This is a genomic window from Streptomyces sp. NPDC059092, assembly GCF_042756365.1.
Taxonomy (GTDB): domain Bacteria; phylum Actinomycetota; class Actinomycetes; order Streptomycetales; family Streptomycetaceae; genus Streptomyces.
On the sequence record NZ_JBHZEJ010000017.1, the window covers coordinates 102,869 to 125,498 of the forward strand.

At 72.0% G+C, this 22,630-nt stretch carries 19 protein-coding genes and 1 pseudogene; 11 read left to right on the plus strand and 9 right to left on the minus strand.

The genetic code is table 11. The features are described from left to right. Positions 1-104: 104 nt before the first annotated feature. The 6 genes from ACFXPL_RS13375 to mmsB all read left to right on the plus strand — a co-directional run bounded on the left by ACFXPL_RS13375 (position 105) and on the right by mmsB (position 7,378). Complete coding sequence (locus ACFXPL_RS13375; RefSeq protein ID WP_384917272.1) at positions 105-1,268, plus strand: mandelate racemase/muconate lactonizing enzyme family protein; 1,164 nt, start codon at positions 105-107, stop codon at positions 1,266-1,268. Continuing rightward, complete coding sequence (locus ACFXPL_RS13380; protein ID WP_384917275.1) at positions 1,265-2,326, plus strand: zinc-binding dehydrogenase; 1,062 nt, start codon at positions 1,265-1,267, stop codon at positions 2,324-2,326. The genes ACFXPL_RS13375 and ACFXPL_RS13380 overlap by 4 nt, the downstream gene beginning before the upstream one ends. Positions 2,327-2,456: 130 nt before the next feature. Beyond that, complete coding sequence (locus ACFXPL_RS13385; RefSeq protein WP_384917278.1) at positions 2,457-3,434, plus strand: hypothetical protein; 978 nt, start codon at positions 2,457-2,459, stop codon at positions 3,432-3,434. A gap of 7 nt (positions 3,435-3,441) precedes the next feature. Beyond that, positions 3,442-4,548 (plus strand): multiple monosaccharide ABC transporter substrate-binding protein, encoded by a 1,107-nt coding sequence (gene chvE, locus ACFXPL_RS13390; RefSeq protein ID WP_384917281.1) that lies wholly within the window; start codon positions 3,442-3,444, stop codon positions 4,546-4,548. A 53-nt stretch (positions 4,549-4,601) separates the two neighbouring features. Then, positions 4,602-6,122 carry a multiple monosaccharide ABC transporter ATP-binding protein gene (mmsA, locus tag ACFXPL_RS13395; protein ID WP_384917343.1) on the plus strand — a complete coding sequence of 507 codons (1,521 nt, stop codon included), beginning with the start codon at positions 4,602-4,604 and terminating at the stop codon, positions 6,120-6,122. Positions 6,123-6,127: 5 nt separating this feature from the next. Then, positions 6,128-7,378 carry a multiple monosaccharide ABC transporter permease gene (mmsB, locus tag ACFXPL_RS13400; RefSeq protein ID WP_384917284.1) on the plus strand — a complete coding sequence of 417 codons (1,251 nt, stop codon included), beginning with the start codon at positions 6,128-6,130 and terminating at the stop codon, positions 7,376-7,378. Positions 7,379-7,493: 115 nt separating this feature from the next. Here mmsB and ACFXPL_RS13405 read toward each other — a convergent pair whose 3' ends face one another. Further along, positions 7,494-7,730: a DUF397 domain-containing protein gene (locus ACFXPL_RS13405; RefSeq protein WP_384917287.1), complete on the minus strand. Its 237-nt coding sequence runs from the start codon at positions 7,728-7,730 to the stop codon at positions 7,494-7,496. Further along, positions 7,731-8,594: a helix-turn-helix domain-containing protein gene (locus ACFXPL_RS13410; protein WP_384917290.1), complete on the minus strand. Its 864-nt coding sequence runs from the start codon at positions 8,592-8,594 to the stop codon at positions 7,731-7,733. A gap of 208 nt (positions 8,595-8,802) precedes the next feature. Between ACFXPL_RS13410 and ACFXPL_RS13415 the strand changes: the two genes are divergently transcribed. Together ACFXPL_RS13415 and ACFXPL_RS13420 are read left to right on the plus strand one after the other, a co-directional pair. Continuing rightward, positions 8,803-9,354: an ATP-binding protein gene (locus ACFXPL_RS13415; protein ID WP_384917293.1), complete on the plus strand. Its 552-nt coding sequence runs from the start codon at positions 8,803-8,805 to the stop codon at positions 9,352-9,354. Then, positions 9,348-9,806, plus strand: a complete 459-nt coding sequence (locus tag ACFXPL_RS13420; protein WP_384917296.1) for a hypothetical protein — start codon at positions 9,348-9,350, stop codon at positions 9,804-9,806. The genes ACFXPL_RS13415 and ACFXPL_RS13420 overlap by 7 nt, the downstream gene beginning before the upstream one ends. A gap of 35 nt (positions 9,807-9,841) precedes the next feature. Here the strand turns inward: ACFXPL_RS13420 and ACFXPL_RS13425 are convergent, their stop codons facing one another. Continuing rightward, positions 9,842-10,609: an SDR family NAD(P)-dependent oxidoreductase gene (locus ACFXPL_RS13425; protein WP_384917298.1), complete on the minus strand. Its 768-nt coding sequence runs from the start codon at positions 10,607-10,609 to the stop codon at positions 9,842-9,844. Between the two features lie 93 nt (positions 10,610-10,702). Next, positions 10,703-12,787, minus strand: coding sequence for an alpha-galactosidase (locus ACFXPL_RS13430; RefSeq protein WP_384917346.1), 2,085 nt, complete (start codon positions 12,785-12,787; stop codon positions 10,703-10,705). Positions 12,788-13,014: 227 nt separating this feature from the next. On the opposite strand from ACFXPL_RS13430, the gene ACFXPL_RS13435 reads away from it, so the two are divergent. Then, positions 13,015-14,298 carry an ROK family protein gene (locus ACFXPL_RS13435; RefSeq protein WP_384917301.1) on the plus strand — a complete coding sequence of 428 codons (1,284 nt, stop codon included), beginning with the start codon at positions 13,015-13,017 and terminating at the stop codon, positions 14,296-14,298. 123 nt (positions 14,299-14,421) lie between these two features. Here ACFXPL_RS13435 and xylA read toward each other — a convergent pair whose 3' ends face one another. Then, positions 14,422-15,591 carry a xylose isomerase gene (gene xylA, locus ACFXPL_RS13440; RefSeq protein ID WP_384917304.1) on the minus strand — a complete coding sequence of 390 codons (1,170 nt, stop codon included), beginning with the start codon at positions 15,589-15,591 and terminating at the stop codon, positions 14,422-14,424. Positions 15,592-15,813: 222 nt separating this feature from the next. Here xylA and xylB point away from each other — a divergent pair, with 222 nt between their 5' ends. Beyond that, the gene (gene xylB / locus ACFXPL_RS13445) at positions 15,814-17,289 is read left to right on the plus strand and encodes a xylulokinase (protein WP_384917307.1); all 1,476 of its coding nucleotides are present in this window, start codon (positions 15,814-15,816) and stop codon (positions 17,287-17,289) included. Between the two features lie 153 nt (positions 17,290-17,442). Next, entirely contained in the window at positions 17,443-18,663 is a 1,221-nt protein-coding gene (locus ACFXPL_RS13450; protein WP_384917310.1) for a hypothetical protein, read from the plus strand. Positions 18,664-18,702: 39 nt separating this feature from the next. On the opposite strand, the gene ACFXPL_RS13455 is transcribed toward ACFXPL_RS13450, so the two are convergent. The 4 genes and pseudogenes from ACFXPL_RS13455 to ACFXPL_RS13470 all read right to left on the minus strand — a co-directional run. Then, positions 18,703-19,617 carry a LysR substrate-binding domain-containing protein gene (locus ACFXPL_RS13455; protein WP_384917313.1) on the minus strand — a complete coding sequence of 305 codons (915 nt, stop codon included), beginning with the start codon at positions 19,615-19,617 and terminating at the stop codon, positions 18,703-18,705. A gap of 75 nt (positions 19,618-19,692) precedes the next feature. Then, complete coding sequence (locus ACFXPL_RS13460) at positions 19,693-20,892, minus strand: glycine C-acetyltransferase (RefSeq protein WP_384917316.1); 1,200 nt, start codon at positions 20,890-20,892, stop codon at positions 19,693-19,695. Positions 20,893-21,009: 117 nt separating this feature from the next. Then, the gene (tdh, locus tag ACFXPL_RS13465) at positions 21,010-22,044 is read right to left on the minus strand and encodes an L-threonine 3-dehydrogenase (RefSeq protein ID WP_384917319.1); all 1,035 of its coding nucleotides are present in this window, start codon (positions 22,042-22,044) and stop codon (positions 21,010-21,012) included. A 151-nt stretch (positions 22,045-22,195) separates the two neighbouring features. After that, positions 22,196-22,630, minus strand: a pseudogene (locus ACFXPL_RS13470) (hypothetical protein); the annotation flags it as partial.

Sequence of the window (22,630 nt, forward strand, 5' to 3'; positions counted from 1 at the left end):
CTAACCGCCGCGCTACCCATTGACACCCCTCGGAGGGTCTGAATACCGTCACGCCACGATTTCGAACGTGTGACGAAATACCGAACACACCCTGGGGACCTGTCTTGCGCATCACGGGAATCAGCACGCACGTCGTCGGTACGCCGTGGCGTAACCTCACCTACGTCCTCGTCCATACCGACGAAGGTCTCACCGGCGTCGGCGAGACGAGAATGCTCGGCAGGACGGACGCCCTCATCGGCTATCTGCGTGAGGCCGAGGCCAACCATCTTCGTGGATCGGATCCCTTCGCGGTAGAGGATCTCGTACGCCGGATGAAGTACGGCGACTACGGACGCGCCGGTGAGATCGTGATGTCGGGCATCGCGGTCGTCGAGATGGCCTGCTGGGACATCAAGGGCAAGGCGCTGGGCGTGCCGGTGTGGCAGCTCCTCGGCGGGAAGGTCACCGACCGGGTCAAGGCGTACGCCAACGGCTGGTACACCACCGAGCGCACCCCGGACGCCTACCACAAGGCGGCCCAGGCCGTGATCGCGCGCGGCTACCGGGCCCTGAAGATCGACCCGTTCGGCACCGGCCACTTCGAGCTGGACCGGGCGGCGAGCAACGAGGCCGTGGCGCTGATCGAGGCCGTACGGGACGCGATCGGGCCCGAGTCCGAGCTGATGCTGGAGATGCACGGCCGGTTCAGCCCCTCGACGGCCGTACGGCTGGCGCGCGAACTGGCGCCGTACGCCCCGGCCTGGCTGGAGGAGCCGGTGCCGCCGGAGAACCTGAAGGCGCTGAGCAAGGTCGCCGAGAAGGTCGACCTGCCGATCGCGACCGGTGAACGCATCCACGACCGGATCGAGTTCAGGGAGCTCTTCGAGTCGCAGGCCGCCGACATCATCCAGCCGGACGTCGGTCACATCGGTGGCATCCTGGAGACGCGGAAGCTGGCGGCGACCGCGGAGACGCACTACACGCTGATCGCGCCGCACAACGTCGGCGGCTCGGTGCTGACCGCCGCGAGCCTTCAAGTGGCCGCCTGCACCCCGAACTTCAAGATCCTTGAGCACTTCAACGACTTCGCCGACGCGGAGATCAAGAAGGTCGTGAAGGGCGCCCCGCAGGTCGACCCGGAGACGGGCTGCTTCGAGATCTCGCACGCGCCGGGTCTGGGCGTAGAGTTCGACGTCGACGCGGCGGCCGAATTCCCGCAGCAGCAGGCGCGGTTCGACCTCTGGGCCGAGGGCTGGGAGAAGCGCGACCCGAAGGAGCCCCGATGAACGACCGGTCCCCGGCGGGCCGAGACACGTCCGCCGGGCCGGCGGCGACCGGCAGATCGGTCGTCGTCGACCGCCCCGGTGCCCACCGCCTGGTGACCGGCCCGGTGCCCGTACCAGGACCCGGCGAGGTACGGGTACGCGTGGCGGCGGCCGGTATCTGCATGAGCGACCGGGAGGTGTACGACGGCCACCGCGACCCGGCCTACGTGCGCTACCCGGTGACGCCGGGGCACGAGTGGTCGGGAACCGTCGAGGCGGTCGGCCCCGGTGTGGCACCGGAGTTGGCTGGGCGCAGGACCGTCGCCGAGGGGTTCCGCGCCTGCGGGACCTGTGCGCGCTGCCGCACGGGCGAGACCTCGCTGTGCACCGGTGGGTACGAGGAGACGGGCTTCACCGTGCCGGGCGCGTTCGCCGACCATGTCGTCGTTCCGGCCCGCCTGTTGCACCTCCTTGACAACGATGCCAACCTGCGGGCCGCCGCCCTGCTGGAGCCGGCCGCGGTGGTGGCGGCGGCGGTGCGGACCTGCCGTCCCGAGCCGGGCGAGCGGATCGCCGTGGTCGGGGCGGGAACGCTGGGGCTGCTCGCCGTCCAGCTGCTGGCCGCCACCTCCCCCGCCGAGCTGACGGTCATCGATCCCCGGGCCGAACGCGGGGCTGCCGCAAGGCAGTTCGGGGCGGCGGACTCCGGCACGCCGGAGGAGGCCAAGGAGGCGCACGGGCGTTACGACCTCGTCGTGGAGACCGCCGGGGCGCCGAGCACCGCCGCCGCGGCCTGTCTGCTGGCGCGGCGCGGCGGCCGGGTGGTGCTCACCGGGATGTTCGCGCCCGGCGCGACCGGGATCGACCCGGCCCTGCTGACGCTCGGTCAACTCACCGTGCACGGCGTCTTCGGGGCGCCGTCCGCCGCCTGGGCCTTCGCCGTACGGGCCTTCACCTCCGGGGTGCTCGACCCGGGGCCGCTGATCACCCACGAGTTCCCGCTGGAGCGTTTCGGCGAGGCCGTGGCGCTGGTCGGCGGGGGCGATCCGGGTACCGGGAAGGTGCTGCTGCGGCCATGACCGGGCGTTCGGCACCACTCGCGGGGCACCGCCGCACCACCGGCCCGTGCCCACCCCTCGTACCACCGAGCACACCGCACACGCCCGACGCGCACGACCGACGCGTAGGACCGAACCGAAGGACTCGTCCGTGACCGAAGCATCAGCCCCCGCCCCCCGCCGTCCAGGCGAGCAGGCGCTCGCCACGCTCGGCCTGGCCGCGCCCGCCCTCAGCCCCGCGGACGCCTCCGCGCACGCCTTCCCCGACGGGGGGCTGTGGCGGACCGAGATCCCCTCCGTCGAAGGCCCCGAGAGCCTGGCCGAGGTCCTCAAGGAGTCCGACCGGCTCGATGTGCCCGTCCACCGCGTCAGCCAGGGCAGTGGCGTGTGGATGCTCACCGACGCCGAGATCACCGAGATGGTCGACGCCTGCGCCTCACGCTCCATCGAACTGTGCCTGTTCACCGGGCCGCGCGGCACCTGGGACATCGGCGGCTCGACCCGTACGGACTCCGGCGGGGCGGGGCTGCGCGCCCGGGGCCACGACGCGCTGGCCGGCTGTGTCGAGGACGCGCTGCGCGCCACCGGACTCGGGGTGAAGTGCCTGCTCGTCGCCGACGAGGGCGTGCTGTGGACCCTTCACGGGCTGCGTGAGCGGGGCGTGCTGCCCGCCGACACCACGTTCAAGGTGTCGGCGCTGATCGGGCCCGTCAACCCGGCGGCGTACGCGGTCTTCGAGCGTCTCGGGGCCGACTCGGTCAACATCCCCTCGGACCTCGCGCTCGCGCACTTCACCGAGATCCGCCGGGTCAGCCGCGCCCCCATGGACCTCTACATCGAGGCCCCCGACGACCTCGGCGGCTACGTCCGGATGTACGAGGCGGCGGAGCTGATCCGGCGCGGCGCCCCGCTGTACCTCAAGTTCGGCCTGTCGAAGTCCCCGGGTATCTACCCCTTCGGCGCCCAACTCCGCGAGACCGCCCTCAGCAGCGCCCGGGAACGGGTACGGCGCGGCAGGCTCGTCCTCGATCTGCTCGGCCGCCACGGCGCCGACGGCGGCATGTCGCCGCTCGGCTCCCGGCTGCCGGGCCCGCTCAACCGCTTTCCGCTGACCGACGACAAGGACTGATGTACCCATGCGAACTCGCCGAGCCGCACTCGCCGTCACCGCGTTCTCCCTGGTGCTCTCACTCGCCGCCTGCGGGCAGAGCGGTGAGGGCGGCAGCAAGGACGACACCAAGGGCGGCAAGGGCTCCACCGTCGGCATCGCGATGCCGACCAAGTCGTCCGAGCGCTGGATCGCGGACGGCAACAACGTCGTCACCGAACTGAAGAAGCTCGGCTACAAGACCGACCTCCAGTACGGCGAGGACAATGTCGCCCAACAGGTCGCACAGATCGAGAACATGATCACCAAGGGCGTGGACGTCCTGATCGTCGCGGCCATCGACGGCAGCGCCCTGAGCGATGTGCTCCAGCAGGCCGCCGATCAGAAGATCAAGGTCATCTCGTACGACCGGCTGATCCTCGGCACCAAGAACGTCGACTACTACGCGTCGTTCGACAACGAGAAGGTCGGCGTCCTCCAGGCCACCTACCTGATCGACAAGCTGGGCCTGAAGGAGGGCGGCAAGAAGGGCCCGTTCAACATCGAGCTGTTCGCCGGTTCCCCCGACGACAACAACACCCAGTACTTCTTCAACGGCGCGATGAAGACCCTCAAGCCGTTCCTCGACGACAAGCAGCTCGTCGTCCGCAGCGGACAGACCAAGCTGAATCAGGTCACCACCCTGCGCTGGGACGGCGGCACGGCACAGCGGCGGATGGACGACCTGCTCACCAGGGCGTACGGCTCCCAGGACGTGGACGCGGTCCTCTCCCCGTACGACGGAATCTCCATCGGCATCCTGTCGTCGCTCAGGTCCGACGGCTACGGGACGAAGGCGAAGCCGTATCCGCTGGTCACCGGGCAGGACGCCGAGGTCGCCTCGGTGAAGTCGATCGTCGCCGGCCAGCAGACCATGACGGTCTACAAGGACATCCGCCTGCTGGCGAAGACCGCCGCCCAGATGACGGACGCGATGCTGAAGGACAAGAAGGTCGAGGTCAACGACGAGAAGTCGTACGACAACAAGTCCAAGGTCGTCCCGGCGTTCCTGCTGGAGCCGGTCGGCGTCGACAAGTCCAACTACCAGAAGGAACTGGTGGACTCCGGCTACCTCAAGGCCGAGGACCTGAAGTGACCCTTCCAGTCGGTACGGCGGGGGCGGCCGGTGCGGCGGCCCCCGTCCTGGAGATGCGTTCCATCATCAAGACCTTCCCCGGGGTCAAGGCGCTCTCCGATGTCACCCTGACCGTGGCCCCGGGCGAAGTGCACGCGATCTGCGGCGAGAACGGCGCGGGCAAGTCGACGCTCATGAAGGTGCTCAGCGGGGTCCACCCGCACGGGAGTTACGAGGGGGAGATCCTCTTCGAGGGCTCCGCCTGCGCCTTCAAGGACATCAGGGCCAGCGAGGCCCAGGGCATCGTCATCATCCATCAGGAACTCGCCCTCATCCCCTATCTGTCGATCGCGGAGAACATCTTCCTGGGCAACGAGCACGCCAGCCGGGGCTTCATCAGCTGGAACGACACGCTCAGGCACGCCGCCGAGCTGCTCAAGCGGGTGGGTCTGGACGAGCACCCGCAGACCCGGGTCTCCGACATCGGCGTGGGCAAGCAGCAGCTGGTGGAGATCGCCAAGGCGCTCGCCAAGCGGGTCAAGCTGCTGATCCTGGACGAGCCGACGGCCGCGCTCAACGACAGCGACAGCGCCCAGCTCCTGCGGCTCATCAAGGAGTTGAGGGATCAGGGCATCACCTCGATCATCATCTCGCACAAACTGAACGAGATCTCCGAGGTGGCGGACTCCGTCACCATCCTGCGGGACGGCAGGACCATCGAGACGCTCGACGTGGGCGCGGAGTCGACCACCGAGGACCGGATCATCCGGGGCATGGTCGGCCGCGATCTCGACCACCGCTTCCCCGAACGCACCCCGTACGAGGGCGATCCGGAGGCGCGGCCCGCCCTGGAGGTCCGGGACTGGACCGTGCACCACCCCATCGACCAGCAGCGCAAGGTCGTGGACGGGGTCTCGGTCGAGGTCCGCCGGGGCGAGATCGTCGGTATCGCGGGGCTGATGGGCGCCGGGCGCACCGAGCTGGCGATGAGCGTGTTCGGCCGCAGTTACGGCCGCAACATCAGCGGGACGGTCCTCAAGGACGGCACGGAGATCCGGACGAGGACGGTGCCCGAGGCCGTCGGCCACGGGATCGCGTACGTCACCGAGGACCGCAAGCAGTACGGCCTCAACCTCATCGACACCGTCGGCCGGAACATCACCCTGGGCGCGCTGTCCAAGGTGGCCCGGCGCGGGATCGTCGACGAGCACGAGGAGAGCCGGGTCGCCGAGTCGTACCGCAAGAGCATGAACATCAAGACGCCGACGGTGTTCGAGCAGGTCGGACGGCTCTCCGGCGGCAACCAGCAGAAAGTCGTGCTCAGCAAATGGATCTTCGCGGGTCCCGATGTGCTGATTCTCGACGAGCCCACCCGCGGCATCGACGTCGGTGCGAAGTACGAGATCTACACCGTCATCGACCAGCTCGCCGCGGAGGGCAAGGCGGTCGTCTTCATCTCCTCCGAACTCCCCGAGCTGCTCGGCATGTGCGACCGCATCTACACGATGGCGGCCGGCCGGCTCACCGGTGAGATCCCGCGGGCGGAAGCGACCCAGGAAGTACTGATGCGCCACATGACCAAGAACACGAGGTAGTCGACATGGGCCCGGTCACCACCGACACGCCGAAAGGCGACACACCGAAGGACGCCCCACCGACGCCTCCCTCCGGGCGCTCCGCGACGGGGGCGCTGCTCATGGAGGCCGCACGCCGCAACATGCGGCAGTACGGCATGCTCGTCGCGCTCGGCCTGATCGTCGTCCTGTTCCAGATATGGACGGACGGCGTCCTCCTCAAGCCGAACAACGTCACCAACCTGGTCCTCCAGAACAGCTACATCCTGGTCCTGGCCATCGGCATGATGATCGTGATCATCGCGGGCCACATCGACCTGTCGGTCGGCTCGCTGGCGGCGTTCGTCTCCGCGGCCTGCGCGGTGATGATGGTCGAACACGACATGCCCTGGGTCCCCGCCCTGATCCTGGGGCTGCTGATCGGCGCGGTCGCCGGGGCCTGGCAGGGGTTCTGGATCGCGTACGTCGGCATCCCGTCGTTCATCGTCACCCTCGCCGGCATGCTGATCTTCCGCGGCGCCACGCAGATCTTCCTGGGGTCGCGCTCGCTCGGACCGTTCCCCGAGGGCTTCCAGAAGATCTCCACCGGCTATCTCCCGGAGGTCGGCCCTTCCACCAACTACCACAACCTGACGCTGCTGCTGGGGCTGGCGCTGCTGGCGTTCGCGCTCTTCCAGGAGTTCCGGGACCGGCGCCGGCAGCAGGCGTACGACCTGGAGGTCCTGCCCCTCAACCTGTTCGTCGTCAAGCTGGTGGCGCTGGCGGCCGCGGTGCTGGCCTTCACCATGACGCTGGCCAGCTACCGGGGTGTGCCGGTGGTCCTGCTGCTGCTGGCGGCGCTGCTGATCGGCTTCGGCTACGTCATGCGCAACGCGGTCGTCGGGCGCCATGTGTACGCGCTCGGCGGCAACCAGGCTGCGGCGAAGCTGTCCGGCGTCAAGGACAAGCGCGTCACCTTCCTGGTCTTCGTCAACATGGGTGTACTGGCGGCGCTCGCCGGTGTCGTCTACGCGGCGCGGCTCAACGCGGGGGTGCCGCAGGCCGGCATCAACTTCGAACTGGAGGCCATCGCCGCCGCGTTCATCGGCGGCGCGTCGATGAGCGGCGGGGTCGGCACGGTCTTCGGCGCGATCATCGGCGGTCTGGTGCTGGGCGTCCTGAACAACGGGATGTCGCTGGTCGGTATCGGCACCGACTACCAGCAGGTCATCAAGGGCCTCGTGCTGCTGGCCGCGGTGGGCTTCGACGTCTGGAACAAGCGCAGGGTGGGCGCCTGACCCCCCTCAATACAGCGCGGCGCCGCAGCGCACCTGAAAGTGCTGCGACGCCGCGCTCCCCGTGATTCAGTGACAGCTTGGGTGCCGCCGCCGGCCTTCCCGGTACGGCGGCGGGTCACGTGAGCAGGAAGTCCGCCTGTCCCGACTTGGCGCCCTGGATGAAGGCGGCGATCTCACTCGTGGTGTAGATCAGCGCCGGCCCGCCGGGATCGGCGGACTGACGCACGGCGACCCGGCCGTCGGCCAGCTTCATGGCCTCGACGCAGTTGCCGCCGTTGCCGCCGCTCCACGGCTTGTGCCAGCCTTCGCTGCCGAGGTCGCCGGCGGGCATGCCGTTGTATATGGGGTCCATTCACAGCTCCTTGCGGACATCCTTGAGGATCTCCTTCGTGCGTTGTGCAGTTGCTGCCTGGGCCGCCATCCGGTCCATGACCTCGAGGTGGGTGGCCACTTCGGGACGTGCGTCGAGGTAGACGGCACCCGTCAGGTACTCGCTGTAGACCATGTCAGGCAGCTCCGGCACGGCAAAACGGAAAAGTACGAACGGCCCGTAGGTGCCCGGGTGGTGTCCGCTGGAGAACTCCGCGATCTGAAGGGTCACGTTGGTCATCTCGGAGGCTTCCAGAAGCCTGTCGATCTGTGCCCGCATGACCTGCGGATCCTCCCCGACGGGGCGGCGCAGCACGGTCTCGTCCATGATCACCCAGAATCTGGGTGCGTCGGTACGTGTCAGGAGCGACTGGCGTTCCATGCGGAGCGCCACATGCCGTTCGATCTCCTCCGGCTGAGCCTGCCCCACGGCCCCCGCGTGCATGACGGCCCGCGCGTACTCCTCGGTCTGGAGCAGCCCGGGAACGAAATGGGGTTCGTACGCCCGTAGGAGGGACGCCGCGCCCTCCAGGGAGACGTACATGCTGAACCAGTCCGGCAGGATGTCGTGGAACCGCTGCCACCAGCCGGGCTTGTTCGCCTCCTCCGTCAGCTCGACGAAGGCCTCCGCCTCCTCCTCGGGCACTCCGTACGCCCTGAGCAGTAACTGTACGTAAGGGACCTTGAGCGCGACCTCGGCCGTCTCCATCCGGCGGATCGTGGCCGGAGCCACCCGCAGGAGCTTGGCGGCCTCCTCGCGTCTCAGGCCGCGGCGCTCGCGCAGGTCCTGCAGACGTCTGCCGAGTACGACCTGGCCCACGGTCGGGGCCGACCGCGGTTCACTCACTTTCGGGTCCTTCCCACGCACGGTTACCAGCAGTCTGCCATGCCGCCCGGACGAAGAACATGCCACTCTGAATTTTTCAGAGTGCTACTTGCCAAGTGTCCTCGGCGGGTGGACAGTGGACCGGTGAACCAGTTCACGCGGTTGTCGCGCTCTGCCATGGGAGAGGTCTTGCACGCATCCGCTGCTCCCCCACCGTTAGGAATCGGTCGTGGCACCTGGTAACGCGCTCACCCCCCAGCTCACCGCCCTGTGCCCTGGCAACGCAGTCCGCCGCTACGGGTTCCGGTTGCCGGCCCACGCGGAGTCCGTCGGACGCGCCAGACAGCTCATACAGGCCCGCCTCGCCCTCTGGGACCTCGACGAGGAGACCCGCGACACCGCGGTCCTCGTCGTGTCCGAGCTGGTGACCAACGCGATCGTGCACGCCGCGGGCAGCCGCGTCATCTGCGAGATACGCGAGGACGAGGGACGCCTGCGGATAGCGGTGGAGGACCAGGGATACGGCCCCACCGGGCCCCAGCTCCACCGCACGGCCGAGGGGGAGGCGGAGGGCGAGGGCGGTCGGGGGCTATTCCTCGTCGACTCGATGTGCAGCGGTTGGGGAGCCCACGACACATCGGGTTACGGTCCCGGGCGCGTCGTCTGGGCCGAACTGCCGCACGCGGGCTCCGCGCCGCACGGCGCCGGCCGGCCGCTGCCGCACGGCGCCCGTCCCGCGCGCGCGACGGAGGCACCGCGCGGAACGGAGCCGCCGTGCTGAGGAACGCGCTCCATCGACTGGCCCGCGGCCTGCGTGACACCACCCCGCGCGGGGTCGAGCTGCCCGTGCCGGCCACGCTGCCGGCCTCCCTGGGGTGCGACGCCGTGGGCGTGCCCGCGGAGCACGGCTTCCGGCTGATGGGCCGGCTGCCGAGGACGGGCTGCGTCTTCGCGGACACCGACTGGTGGTGGTGGATCGTCCCGGCGGGCTCCGACCTCGATCTGACCTGGCCGTCCCCGGCGCGTTACATCAGGGGTACGACCGTGCCTGCCGTCCACCCCAAGCTGATCCACTGGCCGCAGGCGCCCACCCCGTACACCCCGCCGATCCCCTTCTACCTGATGGTCTGCCAGCTCACCGGAACGGCGCCCGCGTGGGCGGACGGCGGTACGGGGGCGGGTGGAAGTACGGGTACGGTGCCCGCGCAGCGTCCGGCGCGGCAGCGCGGGTAGCGGTTCGGCGGCTCGCGTGGACGGCGCGGCGAGCCTCAGGCGGATGCCTTCACGACGCTCCACCCGCCGTCCACGAGCAGGCTCGATCCGGTGATGTACGAGGCTTCCCGGGCGGCGAGGAAGGCGATCGCGGCGGCGACCTCCTCGGGGGTTCCGAAGCGGCCCGCCGCGGTCCCGGCGGCGCTGCGCGCCCGCTCCTCCTCGGGGACCCCGTCCCAGGCCGCGGTGAGGATCGGGCCCGGCAGGACCGCGTTGACCCGTACCTCAGGACCGTACTCCACGGCGAGTTGGGCGCAGAGGGAGAGCAGGGCGCCCTTGGAGGCGGCATAGGCGGGGTGGCCGGGCACGCCCCGGTGTGCGTGGACGGACGAGGTCAGCACCACGGCTCCGTGCCGGGCGCGCAGGTCGGGCAGGACCGCCTTGAAGCCGAGGAACCCGCCGGTGAGGTTGACGGCGAGCTGCCGTTCCCAGGAGGCGAGGGTCATCTCGTGCGCCGCCGTGACCTCCACGGTGTACGCGTTGCTGACCAGGACGTCCACGGGTCCGAAGGTGTGGGCGGCGGTGACGACACGGTCCCAGCCGTCCTCCTCGGCGACGTCGGCCAGCACGAACGCGGCCCGCCCGCCCTCCTCGCGGATCCGCGCGGCGGTGGGCACACCGCGCTCCGCGTCGGTGTCGGCGAGGACGACCGAGGCGCCCTCGGCGGCGAGGCGGCCGGCCGTGGCGGCGCCGATGCCCGAGGCGGCGCCGGTGACCACGGCGACCCGGTCGGTGAAGCGTGCGGTTCCGTTCGTGGGGCGCATGGGACGGTACGACTCCTTGGCCTTCGAGGACGACGGTCTCTGTCCTGCCGAGGTTACGACCTCGGGTACGCGCGCCCCGGTGGTGCCCGCCGGCTACTGCCTTACCAGCACGACGAGTTCGGCGTCGTACTCCGCGGTCCACGCGAACGGCAGCCCGTAGTGCGTCAGATGGGCCCCGCCGTACGTCTCGCCCGACGCGGCGTCGGTGTACCGGGCCGTCGGGTCCACGCCGCGCAGCCGGAGCCTGGCCGGACGGCCGGGGACCAGGGGCGCCCCGTCGAGCCGTCCGGTGCTGAGGGCGGTGACGACGATCCGGCCGCCGCCGGGCTCCTCGTACTGGATGCCGCAGGTGGCGTCGGCGGGGGTGTTCAGCAGCCGCGCCTCGCCGTGGTGGACGACCTCCCTGACCTCCTTGTAACGGGCGACCCAGCGCGCGGCCTCGGCGCGCCGCTCCGCGCTCCAGGTGCGGATGTCCGCGCCGATCCCGAGGACACCGGCGCTCGCGTTGACGAAGCGGAAGGCGAGCGAGCGGGGGCGCGGGTCGAAGACGCCGGGCGAGTCGGTGACCCAGGAACTCATGGTGTGCGGCGCGTGCGCGTGCAGATAGCCGTACTGGATGGCGAGCCGGTCGAGCGGCGCCGTGTTGTCGCTGGGCCACACCACGTCCGTACGGGCGAGGGTGGCGTGCTCGATCCGGCCGCCGCCCGCCGAACAGCCCTCGACGGTGACGTGCGGATGGCGGGCGCGGAGGTGGTCGAGGACGCGCAGATAGCCGGCGACGTGGGCGGCGTCGAGGTCCAGTTCCTCGGCGGGTCCGCCGCCGGGCCGGCCGCGTTCGGTCGGCGGGCGGTTCATGTCCCACTTGAGATAGCTGATCGCGTGGTCGCCGAGGAGCCGGTCGAAGGTGGCGAGGACGAACTCCTGGACGTCCTCGCGGCCGAGGTCGAGCAGGAGCTGGTTGCGGACGAGGCGGGCGGGGCGGCCTTCCACCCGGTAGACCCACTCGGGGTGTTCGGCGTACAGCTCGGAGCGCGGGCTGACGCACTCGGGCTCCACCCAGAGGCCGAAGTCCATGCCGAGGGCCCGGACCTGCCCGACGAAGTCGTCGAACCCGGCGGGGAAGGACACCGGGTCGGGGCGCCAGTCGCCGAGGCCGCCCGTGTCGTCGGCACGTCCGGGGAACCAGCCGTCGTCGACGACGAAGAGCTCGGCGCCCATGTCGGCGGCGATCCTGGCCAGTTCGAGCTGGCTGTCGGCGTCGACGTCGAAGCCGGTGGCCTCCCACGAGTTGTAGAGGACCTTGCGGGTACGGCGCGTCCGCTCGCCGGTGAGCCCGCGCTCGTAGCGGTGCCAGACCCTGGCGAGACCGTCGAGGCCGTCCGCGCTGAAGGCGCAGGCGAGCTTCGGGGTGGTGAGGGAGGCGCCGGGGGCGAGCCGTACCGCGCCCTCGTGGGGCAGCCGTCCGGCACGCACGCGGACCGCGCCGCCGGGCTCGGCGTCGGTGGTGATGTGCCAGTTCCCCGGCCACTCCAGGGCGACACCGTAGGTGGGGACGCCGGTGGTCCCGTCAGGGTGCGCGGCGTCCTGGACGGCGAGCCAGGGGGCGTACGCGTGGCCGGGCACGGCCTGGGTGGAGGCCATCTCGAAGCGGCCACGGGTCAGTTCGAGCTGGGTGCGCTGGAACTCCTGGGCCCACTGGCCGGTGAGGTACGTGAGCCGGGCGCCGGCCGTCACGGGGATGTTCACGGCGGCCGAGTCGAAGCGTTCCAGGCGCAGTTCGTCCGGCCCGGTGCAGACCAGCTCGGTCCAGCGCAGGATCACGTCGGTGCCGGGGACGCTCTTGTAGTGGAGCGTCGCCTCAAGTCCCAGGGTCACGTCGGCGAAGACGAGCCGCAGCGCCCGGTCCCGGTCATGCCCGGCGCCGGTGAAGCGCCACCACACGCCGCGGTCCTCGCCGGGGCGCTGGGCGAGCAGGTCGGCGCCGGTGAACGGCCGCAGGCCGTAGGGGATGTACTCGGCGGGCGCCAGGTCGGCCGGAGTGACGAAGTGCGTACGGCGCGACCAGTCGAGCGGCGAGGGGCCGCTCTCCACGCCGTGCGGTCCCCAGGCGGTCAGCTCGGCCCACTGCCCCTCCGGTTCGAGCGTGACGGCGTAGGTGGTGTTCTCCGTGCGCAGGATCCACCGGTCGGCGGTGCTCCGGTCGGCGACGCTCCCGTCGGGCGGGGGCTGGTCGGGCGCGTGCGTGGTCACGTGGCTGCTCCTCGTTCGGCGGCCCCAGCCTGACGGGACCCCGCGACCTCGTCAAGATTAATAAGTCATCAATCGCAATACCGGGCGGAAGGGGACATCCTGCTTGCCGAGTGAGCCGTTCCGGCCGATTCCGATCACATAGGCTCGTCCGCGAGATGAACACCAACCACACCCCCCTCGGCCCCAAGGCCGACAAGGATTCGGTGCGCCGGCACAATCTGAGCCTGGTGCTCCGGGCGGTACGGGACGAGGGCGAGACGACCCGGGCCGGGGTGGCCGCGCGCGTGGGGCTGACCCGGGCGGCGGTCTCCTCACTGGTCGAGCAGTTGATGGAGAGCGGATTCCTCTCCGAATCCGGCAAGACCTTCAGCGGGCACGCCGGGCGGCCCGGCACCGTACTGAAGGTGACGCGTTCGGGGCCCGCCGGGATCGGCGTGGAGATCAATATCGACTACGTGTCGGTGTGCGTGGTCGATCTGTCCGGCACCGACCGGGTACGGCTGACCGAGCACCTCGACAACCGCGGTACCGAGCCCGCCGAGGTGCTCTCCCGCGGCGCCCGGATCGCCGCGCGCACCCTGGAATCGGCGGCCGAGCAGGGGTTGCACCCGGTCGGCGTCCAACTCGCCCTGCCGGGGCTGGTGTCGGGGGGCACGGTGCGCCAGGCGCCGAACCTCGGATGGAACCGGGTGCCCGCGCAGGCACTGTTCGCGCGCGCCCTGGCCGGGCTGCGCCCCACGGCGCCGGAGCTGCCGGTGAGTTCGGAGAACGAGGCCAATCTGGCGGCGCTGGCCGAGCTGTGGTTCGGCGGCCCGGGAGGGCTCCGTACGTTCCTCTACCTCACCGGCGAGATCGGCGTCGGCGGGGCGCTGGTCCTGGACGGTGAACTCCTGCGCGGGGCCCACGGGTTCGCCGGGGAGATCGGTCATGTGGTCGCCGACGCGGACGGACCGCTCTGCCGGTGCGGCGCCCGGGGGTGCCTGGAGCAGTACGCGGGCCAGTCGGCGCTGCTGCGGGCGGCGGGCATCGACGAGGACGCCGGGGTGCCGGGCGTGGCCGAACTGGAGCGCAGGGCGCGCCGGGGCGACACGGCGGCCCTGGCGGCCATCGAGCGGGCCGGGACCATGCTGGGCCGGGTGCTGTCGGGGGCGGTGAACCTCCTCGACCCGGACGCGGTCGTGCTCGGCGGGATCTACCGGGAGCTGATGCCCTGGCTGTCGCCCGCGGCGGACCGGGAGCTGACGGCCCGGGTGGTGTCGGGTCTGTGGCCGCGCGGCAGCGGGCGGCTGCGCGCGTCCTCCTCGGCGGGGGACGCGGCGCGCGGCGGGGCGGCGCTGGTGGTGCGGGCGGTGCTGGCCGACCCGGTGGCGTACGTACGGCGGGACGGCGCCGGGCACGGCGGGCCGGCCGCGGCCGACCGCGACCCCGGGAACGGCTGACGCGGGACGGATCCGGAAGGGACCCGTCCGGCGCCGGCGTTCCGCGTGGCCGCGGTGGCCGCGTGACCGCCGTGGCCGCGTACCGCGTGGCCGCGTGACCGCCGCGTACCGAAGGCCGTCCGGTCAGCGGACCCCGAGCAGGTGGTCCATCGCGAGCTGGTCCAGGTGCTCGAACGCCATGCCGCGCGTCGCGGCCGCCTCGACGTCGAACTCCTCGAACGCGGTGCGGTCCGCCAGCAGCCCGGCCGCCCCGTCGGCGGCGGACGGCTGTGCCAGCTCGTCCACGCGCGAGGCGCGCAGCGCCTCCTGGACCAGCGGGTCGGCGCGGAAGGAGGCGGCCCGCTCCTTGAGGATCAGGTAGTTGCGCATGCAGCCGGCGGCGGAGGCCCACACTCCGTCGAAGTCCTCGGTGCGCGGCGGCTTGAAGTCGAAGTGCCTGCTGCCGTCCCAGCCCGCGCTCTCCAGCAGGTCCACGAGCCAGAAGGCGGCCCGCAGATCACCGGCGCCGAAGCGCAGGTCCTGGTCGTACTTGATGCCGTTCTGGCCGTTGAGGTCGATGTGGTAGAGCTTGTCCGCCCACAGGGCCTGGGCGATGGAGTGCGGGAAGTTCAGCCCCGCCATCTGCTCGTGACCGACCTCCGGGTTCACCCCGAACAGCTCGGGGCGCTCCAGCTGTTCGATGAAGGCCAGGGCGTGGCCGACGGTGGGCAGCAGGATGTCCCCGCGCGGCTCGTTCGGCTTGGGCTCGATGGCGAAGCGCAGGTCGTACCCCTGCTCGGTGACGTACTCGCCGAACAGGTCGAAGGCCTCCTTCATCCGGTCGAGCGCGGCCCGTACGTCCTTGGCGCCACCCGACTCCGCGCCCTCACGTCCGCCCCAGGCCACAAAGGTCTTGGCGCCCAGCTCGGCGGCGAGGTCGATGTTGCGCAGCGTCTTGCGCAGCGCGTAGCGGCGGACGTCGCGGTCGTTGGCGGTGAAGGCGCCGTCCTTGAAGACGGGGTGGGTGAAGAGGTTGGTGGTGACCATGGAGGTGACGATGCCGGTGGCGTCCAGGGCCTGCCTGAAGCGCTTGACGTGCGACTCGCGCTCGGTGTCGGAGGAGCCGAACGGGATCAGGTCGTCGTCGTGGAACGTCACGCCGTACGCGCCGAGATCGGCGAGGCGCCGCACGGACTCGACGGGGTCGAGGGCCGGGCGCGTCGCGTCCCCGAACGGGTCCCTGCCCTGCCAGCCCACCGTCCAGAGACCGAAGCTGAACTTGTCCTCAGGGGTGGGGGTGAAGCGTTCCGTCATGCTCTGGCCGCCTTCGCTACCTCAGGTCCGGCGCGCGCCGTACCTTTTTGTTTCCTGACATGACTAATAATGCATGCCGGTCGCCGCACGGAGAACCCCCACACCACATCCCGGCCGACTCCCTTGCCGGTGTGATGATCGGCGGGAAGGTTCCCGTGCGCCGCGCCATCGCGTAATTTGTTCTCCCGACGTCCAAAACCGCTGCTCGGAAGAGGTACGCCCATGTCGCAGAGCCCGGTCGTGATCGGCGTGGACAGCTCCACGCAGTCCACGAAAGCGGCCTTCACCGACGCCGCCACCGGTCGGCTGCTCGCCGTGGGCCGCGCCCCGCACCGGGTGACCGGCGAGGGCGGGGCCCGGGAGAGCGACCCGGAGAGCTGGTGGGACGCCCTGCGCGAGGCGGTCGCCGCCGGGCTGAAGGAGTCCGGTACGGACCCCGCGGCCGTGACCGGGATCGCGGTCGCGGGACAGCAGCACGGGCTGGTGGTGCTGGACCGCGGCGGCAGGCCGCTGCGCCCCGCGCTGCTGTGGAACGACACCCGCTCGGCCCCGCAGGCCGCCGCGCTCACCGACGCGCTCGGCGGCCCCGACGCCTGGACGGCGCGTACGGGTTCGGTGCCGGTGGCCTCGATGACCGCCTCGAAGTGGCAGTGGCTGCGGGAGAACGACGCCGCCGTCGCCCGGGCCGCGGCGGCCGTCAGACTCCCCCACGACTTCCTCACCGAACGGCTGTCGGGGGTCGCGGCGACGGACCCGGGCGACGCCTCGGGGACCTGCTGGTACTCGACGGCGACCGGAGGTTACGACGAGGAACTGCTCACGCTCCTCGGCCTCGACCCGGCGCTGCTGCCCGCCGTCGCGGCCACCGGGGCGACCCGGGTCGGCTCGCTGACGGCCGGGGCCGCGGCCGAACTCGGCCTGCCCGTCGGCGTCGCGGTCGCCGCGGGCACCGGCGACAACATGAGCGCGGCCGTCGGACTGGGCCTGGGCGGCGCCGGGCTGCTCGACCACCCGGTGCTCTCCCTGGGCACCTCGGGCACGGTGTTCGCCGCCACCCGCACCCGCCCCGCGTCCGCCGCGCTCGCGGGGTTCGCCGCCGCCGACGGCACGTATCTGCCGCTGGCCTGCACCCTCAACTGCACGCTCGCCGTGGACAAGGTGGCGGCGCTGCTCCGGCTCGACCGGGAGGACGCGGTGCCGGGCGGCGAGGCCGTCGTGCTGCCGTATCTCGACGGGGAGCGCACCCCCGATCTGCCGGCCGCGTCCGGGCTGCTGACCGGGGTGCGCCACGACACCACGGCGCAGCAACTCCTCGGCGCCGCGTACGAGGGCGCGGTCGTCACCGTACTGCGCGCGCTGGACGAGGTGTCGCGCGCGTGCGGGCTCGATCCGGCGGACCCGGCGGTGGCGGGCCGCCCGATGCGGCTGGTGGGCGGCGGCGCGCGGGGCCGGATGTGGGTGGAGACCGTACGGCGCCTCTCGGGCCGGCCGCTGATCGTGCCGGCGGGCGGCGAGCTCGTCGCCCTCGGCGCGGCGGCGCTCGCGGTGGGCGCGGCGACGGGCGAGGACCCGGTCGCGGTGGCGACGTCGTGGTCCGTCGGCGAAGGGGCCGAACTGGAGCCGGTGGAGCGGGACATGGAGACCTGGGAGCGGGTGGGCGCGGTACTGGACAAGGCGGCGCCGAGCCTGCTGGCCTGACCTGGGAAAGGCCGGAGTACCGCCGTAAGGCGGGTAGTACGCGCCCCGGCGCGCGCCGGCGAGCGCCCCCGCACGCCACTTGAGGGGGCGTCGGCCGCCCCTCTACTCTGCGGTCTGTGCGGGCGGCGGCCCGCGTCGGGGAGGGAACCGGCCATGTCCGACGCACCGTCCGGGGAAGATCCTTACGAGAAGGCGGCGTTCGGCGCGGAGCCGTCCGGCGCCGGCGCGGAGCCGTCCGAGCAGGCGCTCCTCGAAGCCGTCCTCGCGTACGGCGGCGGCAACCGCCGGACGCGTCATCCGCACCGCGAACTGGCCGAGGGCATAAGGAGGATCGAACGCCATCAGCTCCTCCGCGCCAGAACCGTCCGGTGCGTCGAGACCCGCACCGAGGACAAGGCCGAGCACCACGGACCGATCGATCTGTCCGGCCGTCCCCGCTACCAGGACGACGTGCGGAGCCATGTCCTCGCGCCGCCGAAGGACGCCCACGAGACGCTGACACTGGAGCTGGTGCGCGAGGGCTCGGAACGGGAGATCATCTGCGGCTGCGACAACGGCCGCATCACCTGTCCCGGCTGCCAGGGCCGGGGCAGACTCCCGTGCCCCGACCCGGAGACGGCTCTCTGCCCGGACTGCCTGGGGGTCGGCTCGTGCACCCACTGCCCGGACACCCCGCGCCGCGAGGACCCGGCGCGGCGCGCGGGTGCCGGGAGGCCCGCGACGGGCGGGAAGACCCCGGCGGACGCCGCGGCTCGGCCCCGCGGGACCGAGCCGGCGCCCAGGACCACCTGTGCCCGCTGCCGCCGCAAGGAGGCGGCCTGCGCCGGGTGCGAGGGCCGCGGCGTGGTCACCTGCACCACGTGCGACGGGAAGAACGTCATCCCCTGCGAGGAGTGCGGGGGCTCCCGGCGCATCGAGCACGCGCAGTGCGGCGGCAAGGGCAGCATCGTCCGCTGGGTCCAGGGGATCATCCGGCGCAGGACGTCCGTCCGCACCCTGACGCTGCCGGACCGCAGTTGGCCCCGTCCGGTCCGTGGCCGGCTGGACCGGCGTACGGCCGGCTGGACCGAACTGACCGCCGCGTCGAGCGCACCGTTCTCGGTGCCGGACGGCGTCGACCGGATCCACCGCCGCTCCCTCGAAGGCCATCTCGCCCGCGAACCCAGGGAGATCGCGCGGGAGGTGAGCGTCCGGAGCCTGCGGCTGACCCGGCTGAAACTGGTGAACCAGCCGAACTGGGTCTTCTACGTGCTCCCCGGCGAGCGCGGGCTCACGGTCACCCGCGTACCGTCCCGGCGGCTGCTGCTGCGCGCGTCGGGGGCCGCGGCGGGCGCGCTGACCGTACTGGTCCTCCTGCTGGCGCTGCTGGGCTGAGCCGTACGGCCCCTCGGCGCGGCTGAGCCGTACGGCCCCTCAGCGCGTCGTCACCCCGGCCGCCGCCAGCGACAGCGCCGCCAGGACCGGCCGGATCAGCGGATGGTCCTCCGCGCCCCGGCGTACGGCGGCGAAGACGCGGCGGGTCGCGGCCGGGCCCACCACAGGGCGTACGACCGTGCCCTTCAGCTCCATGCCGCGCAGCGCCGAACGCGGCACCAGCGCGACCCCGGCGCCCGCGCCCGCCAGCGCGACCACCGCGCGGAAGTCGTCCGAGGAGTGCGCCAGGCGGGGCTGGAAGCCGGCCAGTTCGCAGGCGAGCTGTATGACGTCGTGGCAGGGGTTGCCCGGGTAGGGGCCGATCCAGTCGCTGTCGGCCAGCCCGTCGAGCGTGACCTCCGCGCCGAGACCCAGCGGGTGCGCGGCGGGCAGCACCGCGTCGAAGGGCTCCGCGTACAGCGCCACCCGGGAGAGCCGCAGGTCGTCCTCGCGCGGGGCGCCCCGGTACTCGACGGCGACGGCCACGTCCGCCTCGCCGTCGAGCACCAGCGGCAGGCTCTCGTCGCCCTCGGCGTCCCGGACCCGCACCCGGATGTCGGGGTGTTCCCCGGCGAGCTGCCGCAGGGCCGGGGCCAGGACCTCCGCGATGCCCGTGGCGAACGCGGCGACCGTGACCTCGCCTGCCGTGCCGCCCGCGTACGCGGCCAGCTCCGCCTCGGCCCGTTCGAGCTGGGCGAGGACCTGGTGCGTGTGGGCGAGCAGGATCTCCCCGGCGGCGGTCAGCCGGACGCCCCGCCCGCTGCGGGTCAGCAGGGCGTGCCCGGTCTCCTGCTCCAGCGCGGCGAGCTGCTGGGAGACGGCCGAGGGGGTCAGGTAGAGCGCGGCGGCCGCGGCGGTCACCGTACGGTGGTCCGCGACGGCCCGCAGGACGCGCAGCCGGCGAGGGTCGATCACCCGCGCCATCCTGCCAGGTCGCCCGCGCGCCACCGTCCCGCCCGTACCCGTACGCCGGTCCCGGTCCCCGCCCCGTCAGCCCTCGTTCTTCATGACGTCCCGCGCCTCGACGAACGCCAGGACCGCCCGTTCCACGTCCGCGGTGGAGTGCGCGGCGGAGAGCTGCACCCTGATCCGGGCCCGGTCCATCGGGACCACGGGGTACGAGAAGCCGATCACGTACACGCCGCGCTCCAGCAGCAGTTCCGCCATCCGGCCCGCCGCCGCCGCGTCGCCGATCATGACCGGGGCGATGGCGTGGTCGCCGGGCAGGATCTCGAACCCGGCCTCGGTCATGCTCGTGCGGAAGAGCTTGGTGTTGGCGTTCAGCCGCTCCCGGAGCCCGTCCGCGTTCTCCAGCAGGTCGAGCACCTTGAGGGAGGCGGCGGCGATGACCGGGGCGAGGGAGTTGGAGAAGAGGTAGGGGCGGGAGCGCTGGCGCAGCAGTGCGACGATCTCGGCGCGCGCGGCGACATAGCCGCCGGAGGCGCCGCCGAGCGCCTTGCCGAGCGTGCCGGTGAGGATGTCGACCCGGTCCAGCACCCCGTGCAGTTCGGGCGTGCCGCGGCCACCGGGGCCGACGAAGCCCACGGCGTGCGAGTCGTCGACCATGACCATCGCGTCGTAGCGGTCGGCGAGATCACAGATCTCGGCGAGCGGGGCGACGTATCCGTCCATGGAGAACACGCCGTCCGTGACGATCAGCCGGCGCCGGGCGTCCTGCGCCTCCTTGAGCCGGGTCTCCAGCTCGGCGAGGTCGCGGTTGGCGTAGCGCAGGCGCCGGGCCTTGGAGAGCCGGATGCCGTCGATGATGCTGGCGTGGTTGAGGGCGTCGGAGATGACGGCGTCCTCCGGGCCGAGCAGGGTCTCGAAGACGCCGCCGTTGGCGTCGAAGCAGGAGGAGTAGAGGATCGTGTCCTCCTGGCCGAGGAAGGCGGACAGCCGTCCCTCCAGCTCCTTGTGGATCTCCTGGGTGCCGCAGATGAACCGTACGGAGGCCATGCCGTAGCCCCAGCGGTCGAGCGCGTCCTTGGCGGCGGCGACGACCTCGGGGTGGTCGGCGAGGCCGAGGTAGTTGTTGGCGCAGAAGTTGAGTACGGTGCCGGGCGCGCCGCCCGCGGCGACGGCGACGGAGGCGCTCTGCGGGGTGGAGATCACGCGCTCGGGCTTGAAGAGACCGGCGGCGCGGATCTCGTCGAGGGTGGCGGACAGTTCGTCCCGGACGGACCCGTACATGGGGGCTCCCTGTGCGTTCTGCGTTCTGTGGGCTTCTGTGGGGCGGCCGCGTGGCCGGCCGGCTGTGGTGGAGCCGTGGTGGGGCCGGCCCGCGGCGGAGGCCGTGGGTGGGCGGGCTCAGCCGGTCCAGTCGAGGATGATCTTGCCACTGCGGGCGGTCGACGCCTCGTCGAACGCGGCCTCGAAGTCCGCGTATCCGTAGCTGCCGGTGACGACGGGGGTGAGGTCGAGCCCCCCTTCGAGGAGCACGGTCATCGCGTACCAGGTCTCGAACATCTCGCGGCCGTAGATGCCCTTGATCGTGATCATCGAGGTGACGATCTTCGACCAGTCGATCGCGAACTCCTCGGCGGGCAGACCGAGCATGGCGATCCGGCCGCCGTGCGTCATGTTGTCGACCATGTCGCGCAGCGCCTCGGGCCGGCCCGACATCTCCAGGCCGATGTCGAAGCCCTCCTTGAGGCCGAGCCTGCGCTGTGCCTCCGCGATGCCGCTGCCGGGGGCGGAGACGTCGAGGGCGAGGGTGGCGCCGACCTTGCGGGCCAGTTCCAGGCGGTACGGGCTGACGTCGGTGATCGCGACATGGCGCGCCCCGGCGTGCCGGGCGACGGCGGCGGCCATGATTCCGATCGGGCCCGCGCCGGTGATCAGCACGTCCTCGCCGACGAGCGGGAAGGAGAGCGCGGTGTGCACGGCGTTGCCGAAGGGGTCGAAGATCGCGGCGATGTCGAGGTTCACGTCGGAGCGGTGGACCCAGACGTTCGAGGCGGGCAGGGCGACGTACTCGGCGAACGCGCCGTCCCGGCCGACGCCGAGGCCGACCGTACTGCGGCAGAGGTGGCGGCGGCCCGCGAGACAGTTGCGGCACGTGCCGCAGACGAGGTGGCCCTCGCCGCTGACGAGATCGCCGACGGCGACCTCCCGTACGGCGGCGCCGACGGCGACGACCTCACCGACGAACTCGTGGCCGAGGATCCGGGGCGTCGTGACGGCCCCCTGGGCCCAGCCGTCCCAGGAGCGGATGTGCAGATCGGTGCCGCAGATGCCGGTCCGGGCCACCTTGATCAGCACGTCGCCGTCGCCGGTCTCCGGCTCGGGTACGTCCATGAGCCACAGCCCCGGCTCGGCCTTCTGTTTCACAAGTGCCTTCATGGGGCGCTGCTCCCGGTGGTGATGGTGCTGAAGAACGGTGATCACCGCGCGGTGATCGCTGTGCGGTGATCGACTCCAATGTGCCGATCCCGACCGTTCCGGTCCATCGAGAGTTTCTTAAGCGGCCCCACAGCGCAGCTTCACACCGGCTTCACGCCGCGGTCCGTGAGCGCCGCAGGAGCCGCCGTTGGCGTGGTACGCGCCCGGTGATCCCGGTGGCCCCGGCCGCTTCCTGCTCGGCCGGTACGGGGGCGTGCGCGGCGTACGGCTCGGGGCGCGAGGGCGCGACAGGGGGTACGGGGCAGGCCGCGCGCCGGGACACGGCCGACCGGGTGGCGCCGGCCCTCCGCAGGCGGCGGCGTTCGGCGCGGAGGGGGGCGGCGCGGTACGTGGGGGCGGAGGCGGCCGGGGCCGGCTCCCGCAGCGCCGACGCGCCGGCCGACGCCTCGCCCGCCGACGCGCCGGCCGTTGCCTCGCCCGCCGTTGCCTCGTACGGCACGGATCCGCTCGTCGGCGCTTCCACGGGCGTCGGTTCCGCCGGCCGTGGTAGCGCCGCGGCGGTCCCCGTCAGCAGCACCACGCCGCG